Here is a 14,398-nt window from a genome sequence, read left to right as displayed (position 1 = left end):
AATTTAAATAAAATACAATTCTTAGTGCTTTTTTAAGGTTTTTAATGTATACTCCTAGAGTAAAGAGTTTTTAGTTTGTTTTAGGAGGTGAGATCCTATGTACGCAGCAGGTGAAAAACCAGGTGTAGGAACTTATATGTGTGTCATGTGTTACTTAGAATTAATAATAGAGACAGACAATGAGGAGTTACCAGCATGCCCAGATTGTGGTTCAGGTCTCTATAAAAAGGTGGATTAGTCCTCCTTTTTTTTTACCTTTTTTTCCGATTTAGATTTTCTCTAATAAGTTTTTTCTCGATATTGGAATTTTCTATCTTTAGCTTTTCTCTGCAGCTGACAGCATATTCCAAGAGCCACACTCTCACTTCATCATCCAAGGTTTCGTACTGGACCTCTAAAGCATCGATCTGTTTTCTTTTTTCAAAATATGTTTCATTGAATTCATTTATTTTTTTATTCAGATCTTCCAGGGCTTTTTTCATAGATGAAAGATTTTTTAGTCTTAGGATCTCAGATCTGGTTTTAGTAAATGATTTTTGCATATCCTCATTCCATTTATTTAAATTGAAACTCTTTATCCGTCTCTCATCATCGAGATCATCTATCACTCCTGCATGTCTCAGATGTTCTTCAAAGGTTTCAACCCTTACCTGCATATTCATGCTTCTTTCTAGCTCTAAGGACAGAGCTGAATCTGGTCTAGCCATGTGTTACCTCCTGTGTTTGATATTTTGACTTTTCCTAAATTCAGAGATTTCATTGACAATATATACATTGTTGTCTCTAAGCTCTTTTAAAATAAATTGCTCTTCTAACTCAAATTTTAACCTCTGAGGTTTAAAGGTTTTTATAAGTGCTAGACGGTATAAATAATCTAAACATACAATTATAAAAATTAATAACCCTAGTATTATTAAAGAATATATAATTAACTTTTCTTTCATTATTATTTCCTCCCCTCATTTCTAATTTATTTAATTTTCCAAGAGAGATTTATTTCTCTCTTTTTATTTTTAAACCTAAAAAATCTAAGATAGCTAATTTACTGCCTAAACAAACTTTGTCCAGGTTAACAGAAACATACAGTTCCCCTCCTCTTTTAAAACACAAAGTATTTTCTTCAGTAAGTTCTAAATCATAATCGTTGTCATTACTTATGATTTCGTATTGAACACCTCTTAATTTTAAATCTAATTTTTTTCCCATGGTGTTCCCTCCTCTTATTTTTTATAAAATCTTCCCGTTAATCTAGTATTTTTGAATTCCCATTATTTTTTCATATTGGTAAATATGCTAAAAACTTAAAAATTATTATTGGGACATTCTCTACAATAATTACAACACTTACAGCAATTATTGTGTTTAGTCAGAAACTTGGTTTTAATATCCATAATTTCATAATTCAATTTTTTTAAAATAAAACTAGCTTCAATCATTAGATTTATAATCCCTATAAGAAAACCCGCTAAAAGAAAGCTCATCCAAAATTTTTCCATTGTTTCACCTCGCTTTAATTTTTTTATCTTCTCAGAGTAGATCTGTTTCTACTCTTTTTTATTTAAAATAATTATATTTTTATAAATTCCTATATCATTCTTGTTTACTTCTCAGCTTCATAGTATAATGAAGTCTAATGCATTATTTAAAGTCTCAATGATACAGTTCAAGATAAGCCCAGGCTATTTTAGAAATTCTTGAACTATACTATTCAGAGTTTAAAGGAGAGTAAAAAATGTATAAAATTAACACAACCGCGTTAGGTGATTTGGCCAGATTTAGCTACAGCATTAAATTTGATGGAAAAATCCCAACAGAAGAAACTGTAAAAGTAATAACAGACAAATTTGAGCCTATATCAAATCTTAATTTCGAAGATTACAATTTCGATAAACTAGAAAAAGATTTTGAATTTAGCTATGTTGAATTCTCAAGAGAAGATGATCCATATAGACATAAAGCCTTAGGTGTAGCTATCATAGCTTCATCTTCTAGCAATTATTCTAATCAGCTTGTTTATGCACTTCTAAATTTCGTTGTTAATTCAATGAAAGATATTGATTATGCTAAAGTTTTAGAAATCATTTTAAAAACGATTTTTCCAAGTTTTAAAACTAATATTAGTACAATCACTGATGAATTTATAAGAAATTATTAAAAGGCTTATATGCCTTTTTTTATTTTTTATATGAATGGGCTCTAATGGTAAAATTAAACCTACTCTAGTTAGATATTTACTCCCTAGCTTGATATAATTTTTGATTTCTCCTATTTAAAAGTTATACTTGAATTAGAAATTAAACCAATACTATCTAGAGTTTAAAGGAGTGGAACAAATGGAACATTTTATTTCAAAAATTTTTATCTTAAAAATCGAAACATTTTTATGGCTTTATTTTTTAGGACTTCTTGCTGTCATTTATGATCAATTTAAAATTAAAGAAACCGCTACTTTTCTAAGAAATTATTGGAATGATATTTTAGTAATTAGAAATTTATCTTTTAATAGTAAACTGGTTCAAACAAATATTGAATATGTTGAATCTTTTCTCTCATCTAGGAAATCTTTAGAAGAAAAATACCCAAGGTGTCTACAGCTTTTAAAAAAATATACAATATTAAAATTTACTAATACAGAATCAGCTAAAAATTTAGATAACCCAGAGAATCTAACTGATTTTATTAATGCCATTCGTTCTTATAAAGATGCTAGTGAATATGAAATGTTAATAAATTTTGAAGAACAAGAAACAAGATACATTATTCAAGAAACATATAATAAAATTGATTTTTCTAAAAATATATCAATTGGATACTTAAAAAGAGAATTTAAAGATACTTTTTTTAGATATCTACCTATTTTTATTTATAAAAATTTAGTTGATTTTATACTTTTAATTTTCTATGTAGCTTTCAAAATGAAACATAAGGCTGAAAATAAATTTTTTAAATTTATTGACAATTTTATGAAAATTATTGGATTTGTTTCTAGTGTAATTTCCCTATATATATTTTTTAATTCTTTGTAAAGAATTTCTGTCTTATACTGATAAAGCTAGTTAAAGCTGAACCTCCTAATCCAAAATAAATAAATGGATTAGATAGTGTCTGTCCTGTTTTTACTACAAAATATAAAATAATTATTGTTAATGCAAATTGTATTATTTCCATGTATTTACTAATTTTATCCTTTTCAATAATAGAGCGTAAAAAGAATATAATTAGTATTAGTGATAAAAAAATAATATCAAACAGTAATTTTTTCATTGTTACACCTCGCTTTAATTTTTTATCTTCCAAGAGTAGATCTGTTTCTACTCTTTTTTATTTAAAATAATTTATATTGTTTCTTCCCATTTGGAGTTAGATCACAGGTCAGTTTTTTTTCTTTAAAATTTTTTATATTTTTACTCTAAAAATGTTGAATACTGATAATTTATAGAGTATACTCAAGTATAGTAATATGGTATTAAAATCTTAATAGTGCTATTCAAGAGAAATGATAAACTTTCTTAAAAACTCTTGAAATATCCTATTTAAAATTTAAGGGGGCGAGCTTCGATGAAAAAATTAGTAAAAGTAAAGGTAAGAAATTTAATGTCTGCTATCTGTGAAAAAGGACATCTTCAAACTTCTACACTTGAAAGAGTAGAGGATTTTTGTGGTGATCTATGTACCAAGTGTAATAGTAAAGTTTTAACTCACTGTACATGTGGCTCACCTATCAAAGGCGGCCTTTTAGCTGTGAATGCTAATCCTAATTTTACTCATGCTCGACAACCTCGATATATGGAGAGTCAAGAAATACCAAATTACTGCCCTGACTGCGGTAAAGCTTATCCATGGGTTGAAAATTTCCTAGCAAAATATAAAAATATTTTATAATCATAAATTTGCCGATTTTTTAAGAGTAGATCTATTTCTACTCTTTTTTATTTAAAATAATTTATATTGCTTCTCCCCGGTAGGAGTAAGATCATAGGTCAGCTTTTTTACTTTCTTTATAAATTCATTCTTTTTTATCTTGTCTTTATTCCTAAATACAGTTTTTATAACCTTAGCATTTGAAATTTCCATAGTTCCCCCTTTTAACATTTTTCATATAGTGTGTAACTTAATTTACTTTTATTAAATAGATTTATTCTTATTTCTCTTCCTGAGTTTGTTATTACTGGTATATCTCTATTAATTAAGACTGGAGAATGAAATTTACGAGGAATGGAAATACTCACTCTAGATATTCCATTTTTTTTATAGCTCATTACCCCATCATATCCATAGAAAACATCAATGATAATATCAATATTACCCATTTTAAGTTCTATAGAACTAGGAACTTTTATTTTTCTACTGACTAAAACTTTATAATCTTTAAAGTTAGTTTTCACATCTCCCCCCTTGTTATTAAATAAAAACAATTTTTTAATCTTTAAAATTAAAAGAACACTTTTATTCACTGATATTTGTAAGTAACTTAAGTAAATTTTTTTAGACTTAAAAGAAGTTTATCGTAAAAATCTTTATCATCTTTTTTTAATTTTTTATAAAATGTATCTCTGGATACACCAGATATTTCTATTGCTTTATTCATATTTAAATCAGATTTTATAACAGTTAATTTCACTTTTCTAAGCAAACTCAAAGCACCCCTCCTCTCCACTTATATTTGTCAGTATAGTTTTACCACTTCTACTGATGATTGTCAAGGAAGTTTTTTTTAGTTTCTTACAATTGTCAGTATTTTTAAATATAATCTTAATATACAAGGAGTTGAAATGTTTTATGGATAAGTTTAATGTTAATGAAGAACAGAGAGATCTGTTAGGAAAATTGATTAGAGAAAAAAGATTAGAGAAAGGATTAAGCCAAGGTCAATTGGCATATAAAACAGGAATTAATAATGCTGATATACATCGTTTAGAAAAAGGGGATAAGAAAAAAATTAATCCTTACTATCTAAGAAGAGTAGCTGAAGCATTAGATTTAGATTATAAAATATTGTATAAAATGGTTGATTATTTAGATGAAGAAAATACTTCTCAAAATTTGGTTAATCCTCTAGGAATAACAGTTATAGAATTACCAGTTTATGGAGCTGCTTCAGCAGGTGGAGGAGCTATCAATATGGGGAACGTAGTTAGAAAAGAAAGTTTTATTCTTTTACAAGGTGAAACTATGCCTAAAGGAGCTTTTGCAGTAGAAGTTTCAGGTGATTCAATGTACCCAACTTTATTAGATGGAGATATTGCCGTAGTAGATCCAGATTGTCATGACTTGGATCTTAATGATGAAATATGTTTAGTAACTTACGAAGGCCAAGAATATATTAAGAGAGTTTCAGATAATGAAAATTTCATAAACTTGATGAGCGATAATTCAAATAGAACTATTTATAAAGACATTATTATTTTAAAAACTGAAGATACTGATTTTAAATGCCATGGAATAGTTGTTGAAAGTAAAAGAAAACATAAGAAAACAAAAAAGTCGTTATAATCGATAATTCCATAGTTATACTGAGTGAGAGAATATAATTATTAAAACTTCTTTTGAGTAAAATTGGTAGGGGAGGACAAATATGTTTACAGAAGAAATCAAAGAATTGACGAAAAAATTAAAAATAAAAAAAGATGAAATAGAAAAAATTGAAATAAAAATAGAAAAATTAAAAAAAATGTCTAACATGAATAAATCAATAAATATAACTCAATTAGATACAAAAATAAATAAAGGTGAAGCTATAGAAATGATCAATAGATGTACAGATAAAAGATTAAATTCTATGGATGCAATTTTTTCAAATAGAAATGAAACAACAGGACAATGGTGGTTTGAACCTAAACCTAAAAAATTTAAAAAAACATTGTATATATTGTTGAATGATCAGAATGAAAATAACCTCTATTTGTTTAGGATCCCTAAAAAAACTTATCTTTATCCTGAAGAGATATTTTATTATAGAAAAGAAAAAAGCTCATGCTCAATAAGAATAGATGGAAATGATATACATGAATTTAAAGATATGTTAGACAGTAAAGTATGTTTTAGTGAGTTTTTAGAAGATGTTATAGCGTATTAAAAATAAATAGTAAAATAAAACTAAGGAGGCTAATTAATGCTTTTTAAAGGCGATTTAATCAATAAACTATCGAGTTTATTTGATGAAAGAAAATATTTGGAGGAGGTGTAGAGGGATATGGAAATAATAAAATTACAGGCTGCTGCCAAATTAATATACCAGTTAGGAGAACAGTTAATTGAAAATGAATTAGTGGCATTATTAGAGTTAATAAAAAACTCCTATGATGCAGACGCTACCTTTGCATCTATTTCAGTAGATACAGAAATAATGACTCCATATGGGAGAGGGAAAATAATTATAGAAGATAATGGTCATGGAATGCTACCAAGCATATTAAAGAATAGCTTCTTTAAAATTGCTACTAACTTTAGAGAGGTGCATAAAGAATCACTAAAGTTTAATAGGCAAGTGTTAGGAGAAAAAGGGCTTGGAAGACTTTCGTTTCAAAGATTAGGGCACTACATTACTGTTAAAACTAAAGCGGATTTAGATGCTTTTAAAGAAAATAATTTATTAAGAGATGAAGATATCGACATTCTACTAAAAACAAATGCTTCTGAATTGAAAATTGATTGGACAAAACTCAATACTGAAATGTCTATTACAGATGTAACAGCAAATTTAGAGCATAATAATAGTGATGAGAAAAACTCTTTTACAAGAATTGAGATTGATGGAATAAGAAATATTGAATTTTGGAAATTGAGTAAGAAAAATATAAAACTTTTAGTAGATGAATTGTACAAGATGTCTTCCCCTTTTGACAAGTTAAATAATTCTAATAACGACGAATTAAAAGATTTATTTAAGATTTTCTTTTCATTAAATGGGAATTCATATTCAAATACAGAAGTAGATGAAGAGGTTTTAGAGTTTTTAGCCGATAACACAATAGAGTTTTCATATGAAAATTCGATATTAAAAATTAATACTATTCACTATGAGAAGTATATAGAGAAGCTTATAAATAATAGAACGAATAAAATGCAAAATTTTCGATTAGTTGAAAACAAGCTGAATGATACCAAGTTATTACAAAATTTTAAATATACCAGTCATAAAATAGATTTCAAAGAAAAAGTACAAGTGGAGTATGAAAAGTATTTTAAAAAAATAGTTTTAAATTATATTGATGGAGGTTTAGCTAATCCAGGTAATTTTTCTGGAAAATTATATAACCTTTCGCTTACTCAAGAAAATAAGAGTTTGATAACAGAGAGTATTAGAGATTTAAAACTTGACGCTATAAAAAGTTATAATGATTTTACTCATATATGGAGTTCATTGCAAGGATTTTATATATTTAGGAATGGTTTTAGGATATTGCCTTATGGTAATAGTAACTATGACTGGGCAGGTTTTGATGTTTATTCTCAAAAAACTAAGTATATTCCCTATCAATCAAAAAGTATTTTAGGATATATAAAATTGGATAGTCCTACATGTAGAAACTTAAGAGAACAAACTAATAGACAAGGTTTTATTTTAGATGAATATGGAGAAAATTTTCTAAATATCATAAAGCATGGAATAGTAACTTTAATTTGTGATGAAATACGTGATATTATTGCTGGATTTGAAATTAAAGGAAACCTTAATGATGATGAAATTGTTACAAGAAATGGATTGTTAAAATTTGAAAGAATAAAAAGTTCAGAAGAAGAAATAGAAGAAGCTATGAAAGAAATTCAAAGTGCTCTTGAGGGTGAAGAAAATAATGAAAGTACAGAAGAAAATGACAAATTAGAAGAAAGTACTGGAGAAATAGTTGTATCTGAAATTTCTATAGGTAAAACTGATGAAAAAAATAAAAACAAAAGAAATAAAAAAATAGGCGATGCTCTAAAAAAAATAAAAAAAGCAGGTAAAAAGCAAAATCAACATTTAAGACAAACAATTGAGATTCAGGAGAAAGTATTAGACGATGTTAAAGATGTGCTACCAATGGTAGGTCAAAGTATAATAATGGAATCAATGACACATGAATTTAATAGAATTGTATCAAATATCAGAGGGTATGCTAGCAGTAGTAGAAAAAAAGTAAAAGAAGGTAATATAGAAAAACGAGAGATATTGAGGTGGCAAAATAATATTATAACTGAGATTAGATACCTTGAAGAGCAGTTAGATCACTTAGAGCCTATGTATAAGAAAAATAAAAAATTAATAGAGGATGTTGATATCAAGAAAATTTTGGAAGAAATTTATATTGATGAGACTCCAATGTCAAAAAAGGCAAAAAAAGCTAATATTCTTGTAGAAGTAAGAGGAGACAGCTTTAGAATAAAAATTAATAGAGGATATTTGGTGACTATCTTTGATAATTTATTCTTAAACTCTTTATACTGGGTTATGTACTCAAATGAAGAGCAAAAAAAGATAATAATAGAGATTAGCGATAAAGGAGAAGTAGTATTTTATGATAATGGGCCAGGTATATCAAAAAATATGGAAATTTTCTTATTCCAACCATTCCAAACAGCAAAAGAAGGTGGTAGAGGATTAGGGTTATATATATCGCAAGCTTTACTTGCTGAATCAAATGGTAAGCTTAGTATGTTAACTGAAAGAAATGACACAGGAAGACTTTATAAATTTTATTTGAAGTTCAATAAGCATGAAATGGAACAAACTTTATTTTAAGGGGGATTAAAGAGAAAATGCATGAAATTTTAAAACAATTGAATATAAAAAAAATAGTATCAATAGATGATGAGTGGGAACATGGTGAAAATGAAAAATTATGGGAAAGTAACCCTGTTAAATATTTAGAGGATAAAGAAGAAGATGCCGATCATGGAAAAATCGTTAAATTAAGTTATTACAATACATTAAGAGAATTAAAAGAAAAAGATAAAAACTTATTTGAAGAAAATTTTGATGAAGATGATTTCCCTGAACTTTATAGTGCAGATACGCCTCTTCCTTTAAAAGCATTAGAAGAACTTTTTGGGGGAGAAATTGAGAAGTTTTGTGGCATTAAAAATTTAAAAGATGAATTTACACAAAACGATGACTTCACTTTATTTGTTGTGGATAGAAACTTGGAAGGGAGTGGCGAAAACGAAGACTCTGTTTTGGAACTCCTAGACTGTATAACAAAGGATCTGAAAGTTGAAAAATTTATGGTGATGCTTTATAGTCATGAAAATCTTAATGATATAAAAGACAAAGAAGCAAAAAAAAATTATTTAAAAACTAATAGTCGTGACCTGAGCTATACTTATCTCATACATCCTATACAAAAAAAAGAAAGCGTAGAAGAAGTAAAGAAAGAACTAAAAAAAATGTGCGGCACTTCATTGGAAAATTTAATATATGATTCTTATCTCTATTCTCACCTATATGATTATTTGGAGAAAAGAAAAAAATTAAACCAAATGGTATATGATGACATATATCATTCTAAAATTTTTGATTTAAAAACAAGTATTATTAATGCTAAAGAAAGTGGGGAAGGAGTTGATAGTTTATTAAATAAAGCTTTTAGAACTATTAATAATATCAGGTCTACCGAAAATGGAAAGTATATAGAAAGTAAAAAAAATCTCAATAATGCTTCTAATAAATATACTAAAAATGAGCCTAGAATTAATTTAGAGGAATTTCTATCAGAAAATAGCAAACACACAATAATAGATTATTCTGTTAATATTCGTTATAAAGATATCTATCCTGGAGATCTATTTAAATTTAAAGATTATAAAAATAAAAATAAGTATGGTTTAGTTATAACAAAATCATGTCACACTATTTTAAGAAAAAAAGGTAATGATATAGCAAGAGATGTAGATAAATATAGGTTATTATTATTAGAAAAAGATAAAATTAATAATCATGATAGAAGTGATAAAGATAATCATGATTTAGACAAGTTTTTAAAAATTGATAAAGGTGTTTATCTTTGGCCTATTCAAATTGATAAAGATTCTACGAACGGGCAAATATCTAAAAGTTGGTTCTTGAAAGTTCCTGATAAAAAAAATCTTCAAATTGTAGATTGTAATATTTTAGATTTATGCACACTTAATAACAAAGGAGAAGCTATTATTGATTTTGAAAGTTCAAAAGAAGAAATTGTCAAGAATAAGACCTATTATTCAGCTGAATATTTTAAAGGTTTAAAATTTGATAATTTTTTTGATGAGAAACTAAAAAGCTTAGGATTGAGCTTTGAAGGTGATGAATTTAATCAATTAAACTATCACATTATTTCTAAAAATAATAATATATCTTTTAATAAGAGCGAGACTAAATTTAAAATTCAGAGGATAGGTAGAGTTATGGAAGATAAAACTTTAGCACTTTACCAGGACTTTCTAGCCAAAATATCTTCCCCAGGAGTTGATGTAATACTTTAAAATTTATGTTATACTAGATTAGAAAAAACATATTAAAGAATTAGATTGAGAGGTAGCATGAGTAAAAAATATGAAGATATAGAGTGGGATTTTTTAAACAATAGATACAAATATACACATGATATACATAAATATCCTGCTAAATTAGTTCCAGGGATTGTAGAAAAATTATTAGAAAGATACCAAACTAAAGGTATGGATACTTTATTTGAACCATACGTAGGATCTGGGACTACTCTGATAGAAGCTAATATAAAAGGATTAAATTGTATAGGAACAGACTTAAATCCTTTAGCTAGAAAAATATCAAAAGTGAAAACAACCTATATAAATATCCAAGAGTTGACTAAAAAAATCGAAAAATTCGATCACGAGCTAATAAAAGTAGAATTAAATATTAATAACTTGATTGTTGAATACCCTAAAGTTACAAATATAAAATATTGGTTCAAAAAAAGAAATATAAAACAGTTGGTTCCAATAAAAGAATGGATCGATAAAATTCAAAATCAAGATATAAAGGATCTTTTTGAAATTGCATTTAGCGAAACTTTAAGAGAAGTGTCAATGACTAGAAATAATGAATTTAAAAGATATCGTATACCTAAGGAAGATATAGAACATTATAGGAAAGAAGCTTTCTTTCTGATGTTGGGGAACCTCACTCAAATGAGAGATAAATTAGAAGAGTATTTAAAAGTTTCAAATAAGGATTCTAAAATAAATATCTATAATTTTGATACTGTTCAAAACATTCCAGAAGATATTTTAAAAGAAAATAGTGTGGATATAGTTATAACTTCTCCTCCCTATGGAGATAGCCAATCAACGGTAGCTTACGGGCAGTTCTCAAGATTTGCTAATGATTGGTTAGGGCATGAAAATTCTGAAAAAATAGATGCTATGTTAATGGGAGGGAAAAGAAAGAAAGAAGAAGTTTATTTTGATTTTCCTCTTTTAGATGATTCACTGTATAAAATAAAAGAACAAGACTCAAAAAGAGTTCGTGAAGTGATGAGTTTCTATTCAGATTATCAAAAATCAATTTCTAATGTAGCTAAAGTAATTAAACCTGGAGGGATAGTAGCATATGTTGTAGGGAATAGAACTATCAAAGGTCAACTTCTTAAAACAGACGAGGTAACAAAACATTTTTTTGAAAAAAATGGATTTGAACACCTTGAAACAATTATTAGAAATATTAGTAGAAAAAGACTTCCAGGAAAAGTAGCGCCTACAGGGAAAAAAGGTAATAAAGTAAAAACAATGCATAAAGAATATATAGTAGTAATGAAAAAAATTTAATTGAGTAGGTATTTTATATGGATAAAAAAAATAAAGACAAAACCAAGAAAATGTGTGAAGAGATGGTTGCTTAAATTTTTTTGATCAAAATATATTTAATTTAGAGAAGAGTTACCCTTCAAAAGAAGCTGAGATATCCAGAGTGATCTTGTAAATATATTAAAAATAAAAAAGATAGTTTTTGACTATCTTTTTTTTATTCAAAAAAGACGATAACAGAACATTAATTCTAAAAAAAAGATTAGAAGTATTGCAAAAAAACTAAAAGTAGGTTAATATATCTATAATTAACCTACTTTTTAGTAAGAGAATATAAAGTAATTACTTAATTTAAAATTTATTTTAGGAGGTGAAAATATGAATAGTGCCAATTTTTTTAGTCAACTTGAAAGTATATTTCCTTATTTTTCTTTGGGATTTATTTCTTATAAAATTTGGAAAATGATTGTACCAAATAAAAAAAATATGTTAAAAGATAATTATTTTGAAATAATTTCTTTAGGTATTTTATATAAATTAGTCTATCTATCTATAGATTTTTTGAATAAACCTATCAAAATTCTTCTTATAATTTCAATGTCTTTTGTTTTGCCATTATTATTAAAAAAAATTCTTTTAAGTAAACTTATAAAAGAAAATACTGTAAATACTATCAGTCCTCTGGCTTGGGATTTTTTCTTTGAAAAAAGAGAGCCTTGTGTTGTAGTAGTTTACATTAAAGGGAAAGAAAAGCCTATTGTTGGTTATTATGGAACAAATTCTTTTGCCAGTGCTTACCCAAACGAACAAAGTATCTATCTTGAATTTATTTATGCTACTGACGATAATAATCAAGTAGTAGAATTTTCAGATTATTCTAAAGGAGTTCTTATCAAAGGTTCTGAAATATCTCGAATTAATTTTATGGATGCTAATATTATAGAAAGTAATGGAGGTGAATAACTTATGAAAGATAATAAAGACACAGTCTCAATCCCGGGTTTAGAAGGATATATTCCTCGTAAAAAACTTTCTGATCACTTTATAAAACCTAGTGATAAAGGAAGTCAAGTTATAAAAGGATATTCTCCTAAGGAAATTACTATTACTACTACACCAGATAAAAAACCAAAAATCAAACCAAAAATAACAATCTTTCCTAAAGAATAAAAAGAAGGACTGCACGCTTACGCATAACTAAAGTTATGCACGTGTAACCCCTGGAAACTTCTGCTTTGCATAAGAATTTTATTTGAGAAAAATACATGATTTTCTCATAAAAAAACAGACAAGTAACTAAGAATTTTTAGCTGCTCGTCTGTTTTTTTTCTATATTTTTTTAACACTATATTCAAAAGTTCCATTTTGACTATAGTAGTTTGTTTCTTTTAAAAGTCCATTCACATATTCATTCTTGAAAAATGCTTCTCTGGTCTTAGAATTACCTTCACTATTTATATATTCCTTTTCATAATTTACTCTCATTTCACCTGTAAATGGTGTCTCCTTTCCTAGTTCATAATAAAGTCCTTTTTTATATTGTAACCTCAATTGTGACGTATTCCCTGTTTGGCTTATGCTCGTCCCATTTAAACTGCTAGTGTAAGGCATACTATACATAAATATCCCTATTAAAACTACCCCTGTAAGTAGTGCAATCTTCTTCTTCATATAACTCCTCCTCTGTATTCTTTTTTGTAAAATGATTATATTCTATATTTTTTTAACATTATATTCAAAAGTTCCATTTTGAGTATAATAGTTTGTATTTTTTATAACTCCATTCACATATTCATTCTCAAAAATTGCTTCTTTGGTCTTATAATTACCTTCGCTATTTACATACTCCTTCTCGTAATTAACTTTCATTTTACCTGTAAACGGTGTACCTTTTCCTAGTTCATAATAAAGTCCTTTTCTATATTGTAACTTCAATTCTGAAGAATTCCCTGTTTGGCTTATGCTAGTTCCATTTAAGCTGCTAGTGTAAGGCATACTATACATAAATATCCCCATTAAAACTACCCCTGTAAATAATAAAATCTTTTTCTTCATCTCTTTCCTCCTCTGTATTCTTTTCTGTAAAATGATTATATGATTTGTTTGTGAAAACTAAGTGAAGAAAAGAAAATAATGATTTTAAAATTAAAATTACTAAAATGTTTAGGGTAAGTAGCCCATATTTAATAATGATTAAAGCAATTTTAAAAAAAATACTTTTATTTTTTTGTAGTTCCCTATATAATTAAACTTGACCAAAGAATTATATTTTTTAGGAGGAGCCTATGGAAAAGAAGAAAATGGAGAAATATATAAAACTAAGTATCGAAATAGAGAAACTAATGGAAGAAGATCTATATGGAGAGATTAAAGTCACTTTTGAAAAAGGTCATCCAATGAAAACTACCATAGTCTCTAATAAAAAATATTAAAATTAAAAAGTAAATATACAATAAAAAATATGGGAAGACGGACCTGTAAGATCTGTTACTAAGACGAGGGCAATTTATATTGCTACTAAGAAAGGACAACTTACAATAAGGAAAACCTTCTAACTTATACTACCAAAAAATTATGGGGTGTAAAGATAGGCTATAACTAGCCTGTTTTTACGCTCCTTTTTGTTTTTTAATAAGGGAAATAGTTAATTTAACGGGAAACTATTCAACATTGA

The 14,398-nt window shown here is 26.9% G+C and carries 21 protein-coding genes; 12 read left to right on the top strand and 9 right to left on the bottom strand.

Features of this window, described 5'->3' with window-relative positions; all coding sequences use genetic code 11:
• Positions 1–97: 97 nt before the first annotated feature.
• Positions 98–238, top strand: coding sequence for a zinc ribbon-containing protein (locus K337_RS19635; protein ID WP_084140893.1), 141 nt, complete (start codon positions 98–100; stop codon positions 236–238).
• 13 nt (positions 239–251) lie between these two features.
• Here K337_RS19635 and K337_RS0112990 read toward each other — a convergent pair whose 3' ends face one another.
• From K337_RS0112990 to K337_RS0112980, 3 genes are read right to left on the bottom strand one after another with little or no spacing between them, the layout of a single operon-like run.
• Entirely contained in the window at positions 252–707 is a 456-nt protein-coding gene (locus K337_RS0112990) for a hypothetical protein (RefSeq protein WP_028856985.1), read from the bottom strand.
• 3 nt (positions 708–710) lie between these two features.
• Positions 711–944, bottom strand: coding sequence for a hypothetical protein (locus K337_RS0112985; protein ID WP_028856984.1), 234 nt, complete (start codon positions 942–944; stop codon positions 711–713).
• A 49-nt stretch (positions 945–993) separates the two neighbouring features.
• A complete protein-coding gene (locus tag K337_RS0112980; RefSeq protein ID WP_028856983.1) occupies positions 994–1,206 on the bottom strand; it encodes a hypothetical protein in 213 nt (70 codons plus the stop codon).
• Positions 1,207–1,732: 526 nt separating this feature from the next.
• Here K337_RS0112980 and K337_RS0112970 point away from each other — a divergent pair.
• Together K337_RS0112970 and K337_RS0112965 are read left to right on the top strand one after the other, a co-directional pair.
• A complete protein-coding gene (locus K337_RS0112970; protein WP_028856981.1) occupies positions 1,733–2,155 on the top strand; it encodes a hypothetical protein in 423 nt (140 codons plus the stop codon).
• Positions 2,156–2,333: 178 nt separating this feature from the next.
• Positions 2,334–3,026 (top strand): hypothetical protein, encoded by a 693-nt coding sequence (locus K337_RS0112965; protein WP_028856980.1) that lies wholly within the window; start codon positions 2,334–2,336, stop codon positions 3,024–3,026.
• On the opposite strand, the gene K337_RS19920 is transcribed toward K337_RS0112965, so the two are convergent.
• Entirely contained in the window at positions 3,013–3,168 is a 156-nt protein-coding gene (locus K337_RS19920) for a hypothetical protein (protein WP_156877377.1), read from the bottom strand. The genes K337_RS0112965 and K337_RS19920 overlap by 14 nt on opposite strands.
• Before the next feature lie 390 nt (positions 3,169–3,558).
• On the opposite strand from K337_RS19920, the gene K337_RS0112955 reads away from it, so the two are divergent.
• Entirely contained in the window at positions 3,559–3,882 is a 324-nt protein-coding gene (locus tag K337_RS0112955; protein WP_028856978.1) for a DUF2321 domain-containing protein, read from the top strand.
• Positions 3,883–3,933: 51 nt separating this feature from the next.
• Here K337_RS0112955 and K337_RS19915 read toward each other — a convergent pair whose 3' ends face one another.
• The 3 genes from K337_RS19915 to K337_RS19910 form a co-directional block, all read right to left on the bottom strand.
• Entirely contained in the window at positions 3,934–4,074 is a 141-nt protein-coding gene (locus K337_RS19915) for a hypothetical protein (protein ID WP_156877376.1), read from the bottom strand.
• Between the two features lie 11 nt (positions 4,075–4,085).
• Positions 4,086–4,385 carry a hypothetical protein gene (locus tag K337_RS0112945; RefSeq protein WP_028856977.1) on the bottom strand — a complete coding sequence of 100 codons (300 nt, stop codon included), beginning with the start codon at positions 4,383–4,385 and terminating at the stop codon, positions 4,086–4,088.
• Between the two features lie 86 nt (positions 4,386–4,471).
• Complete coding sequence (locus tag K337_RS19910) at positions 4,472–4,639, bottom strand: hypothetical protein (protein WP_156877375.1); 168 nt, start codon at positions 4,637–4,639, stop codon at positions 4,472–4,474.
• Between the two features lie 140 nt (positions 4,640–4,779).
• Here K337_RS19910 and K337_RS0112935 point away from each other — a divergent pair, with 140 nt between their 5' ends.
• The 7 genes from K337_RS0112935 (at position 4,780) to K337_RS0112905 (ending at position 12,894) form a co-directional block, all read left to right on the top strand.
• Positions 4,780–5,493: an XRE family transcriptional regulator gene (locus K337_RS0112935; RefSeq protein ID WP_028856976.1), complete on the top strand. Its 714-nt coding sequence runs from the start codon at positions 4,780–4,782 to the stop codon at positions 5,491–5,493.
• A gap of 82 nt (positions 5,494–5,575) precedes the next feature.
• Positions 5,576–6,076, top strand: coding sequence for a hypothetical protein (locus K337_RS0112930; protein ID WP_028856975.1), 501 nt, complete (start codon positions 5,576–5,578; stop codon positions 6,074–6,076).
• 117 nt (positions 6,077–6,193) lie between these two features.
• The gene (locus tag K337_RS0112925) at positions 6,194–8,722 is read left to right on the top strand and encodes an ATP-binding protein (protein ID WP_028856974.1); all 2,529 of its coding nucleotides are present in this window, start codon (positions 6,194–6,196) and stop codon (positions 8,720–8,722) included.
• Positions 8,723–8,739: 17 nt separating this feature from the next.
• A complete protein-coding gene (locus K337_RS0112920; protein WP_028856973.1) occupies positions 8,740–10,440 on the top strand; it encodes a hypothetical protein in 1,701 nt (566 codons plus the stop codon).
• A 57-nt stretch (positions 10,441–10,497) separates the two neighbouring features.
• Positions 10,498–11,745, top strand: coding sequence for a DNA methyltransferase (locus K337_RS0112915; RefSeq protein WP_028856972.1), 1,248 nt, complete (start codon positions 10,498–10,500; stop codon positions 11,743–11,745).
• Between the two features lie 357 nt (positions 11,746–12,102).
• A complete protein-coding gene (locus tag K337_RS0112910; RefSeq protein ID WP_028856971.1) occupies positions 12,103–12,687 on the top strand; it encodes a DUF6338 family protein in 585 nt (194 codons plus the stop codon).
• A 3-nt stretch (positions 12,688–12,690) separates the two neighbouring features.
• Positions 12,691–12,894: a hypothetical protein gene (locus K337_RS0112905; RefSeq protein ID WP_028856970.1), complete on the top strand. Its 204-nt coding sequence runs from the start codon at positions 12,691–12,693 to the stop codon at positions 12,892–12,894.
• Positions 12,895–13,053: 159 nt separating this feature from the next.
• Here K337_RS0112905 and K337_RS0112900 read toward each other — a convergent pair whose 3' ends face one another.
• Together K337_RS0112900 and K337_RS0112895 are read right to left on the bottom strand one after the other, a co-directional pair.
• Positions 13,054–13,395, bottom strand: coding sequence for a hypothetical protein (locus K337_RS0112900; protein WP_028856969.1), 342 nt, complete (start codon positions 13,393–13,395; stop codon positions 13,054–13,056).
• Positions 13,396–13,437: 42 nt separating this feature from the next.
• Complete coding sequence (locus K337_RS0112895; protein WP_028856968.1) at positions 13,438–13,779, bottom strand: hypothetical protein; 342 nt, start codon at positions 13,777–13,779, stop codon at positions 13,438–13,440.
• A 230-nt stretch (positions 13,780–14,009) separates the two neighbouring features.
• Between K337_RS0112895 and K337_RS19905 the strand changes: the two genes are divergently transcribed.
• Positions 14,010–14,156, top strand: coding sequence for a hypothetical protein (locus K337_RS19905; RefSeq protein WP_156877374.1), 147 nt, complete (start codon positions 14,010–14,012; stop codon positions 14,154–14,156).
• The last annotated feature ends 242 nt before the right edge of the window (positions 14,157–14,398 follow it).

The sequence above is a fragment of the Psychrilyobacter atlanticus DSM 19335 genome (assembly GCF_000426625.1).
In the GTDB taxonomy this organism is placed as follows: Bacteria; Fusobacteriota; Fusobacteriia; order Fusobacteriales; family Fusobacteriaceae; genus Psychrilyobacter; species Psychrilyobacter atlanticus.
This window is presented reverse-complemented; position numbering and strand designations above follow the sequence as displayed.

Bases quoted from the DNA above. Each gene is read 5' to 3' on its own strand.
- K337_RS0112980 (WP_028856983.1), bottom strand. From the start codon at position 1,206: ATGGGAAAAAAATTAGATTTAAAATTAAGAGGTGTTCAATACGAAATC.
- K337_RS0112925 (WP_028856974.1), top strand. From the start codon at position 6,194: ATGGAAATAATAAAATTACAGGCTGCTGCCAAATTAATATACCAGTTA.
- K337_RS0112915 (WP_028856972.1), top strand. From the start codon at position 10,498: ATGAGTAAAAAATATGAAGATATAGAGTGGGATTTTTTAAACAATAGA.
- K337_RS0112895 (WP_028856968.1), bottom strand. From the start codon at position 13,779: ATGAAGAAAAAGATTTTATTATTTACAGGGGTAGTTTTAATGGGGATA.
- K337_RS0112955 (WP_028856978.1), top strand. From the start codon at position 3,559: ATGAAAAAATTAGTAAAAGTAAAGGTAAGAAATTTAATGTCTGCTATC.
- K337_RS0112965 (WP_028856980.1), top strand. From the start codon at position 2,334: ATGGAACATTTTATTTCAAAAATTTTTATCTTAAAAATCGAAACATTT.
- K337_RS0112930 (WP_028856975.1), top strand. From the start codon at position 5,576: ATGTTTACAGAAGAAATCAAAGAATTGACGAAAAAATTAAAAATAAAA.
- K337_RS19915 (WP_156877376.1), bottom strand. From the start codon at position 4,074: ATGGAAATTTCAAATGCTAAGGTTATAAAAACTGTATTTAGGAATAAA.
- K337_RS19920 (WP_156877377.1), bottom strand. From the start codon at position 3,168: ATGGAAATAATACAATTTGCATTAACAATAATTATTTTATATTTTGTA.
- K337_RS0112920 (WP_028856973.1), top strand. From the start codon at position 8,740: ATGCATGAAATTTTAAAACAATTGAATATAAAAAAAATAGTATCAATA.
- K337_RS0112970 (WP_028856981.1), top strand. From the start codon at position 1,733: ATGTATAAAATTAACACAACCGCGTTAGGTGATTTGGCCAGATTTAGC.
- K337_RS0112985 (WP_028856984.1), bottom strand. From the start codon at position 944: ATGAAAGAAAAGTTAATTATATATTCTTTAATAATACTAGGGTTATTA.
- K337_RS0112900 (WP_028856969.1), bottom strand. From the start codon at position 13,395: ATGAAGAAGAAGATTGCACTACTTACAGGGGTAGTTTTAATAGGGATA.
- K337_RS19905 (WP_156877374.1), top strand. From the start codon at position 14,010: ATGGAAAAGAAGAAAATGGAGAAATATATAAAACTAAGTATCGAAATA.
- K337_RS0112990 (WP_028856985.1), bottom strand. From the start codon at position 707: ATGGCTAGACCAGATTCAGCTCTGTCCTTAGAGCTAGAAAGAAGCATG.
- K337_RS19635 (WP_084140893.1), top strand. From the start codon at position 98: ATGTACGCAGCAGGTGAAAAACCAGGTGTAGGAACTTATATGTGTGTC.
- K337_RS0112935 (WP_028856976.1), top strand. From the start codon at position 4,780: ATGGATAAGTTTAATGTTAATGAAGAACAGAGAGATCTGTTAGGAAAA.
- K337_RS0112910 (WP_028856971.1), top strand. From the start codon at position 12,103: ATGAATAGTGCCAATTTTTTTAGTCAACTTGAAAGTATATTTCCTTAT.
- K337_RS0112905 (WP_028856970.1), top strand. From the start codon at position 12,691: ATGAAAGATAATAAAGACACAGTCTCAATCCCGGGTTTAGAAGGATAT.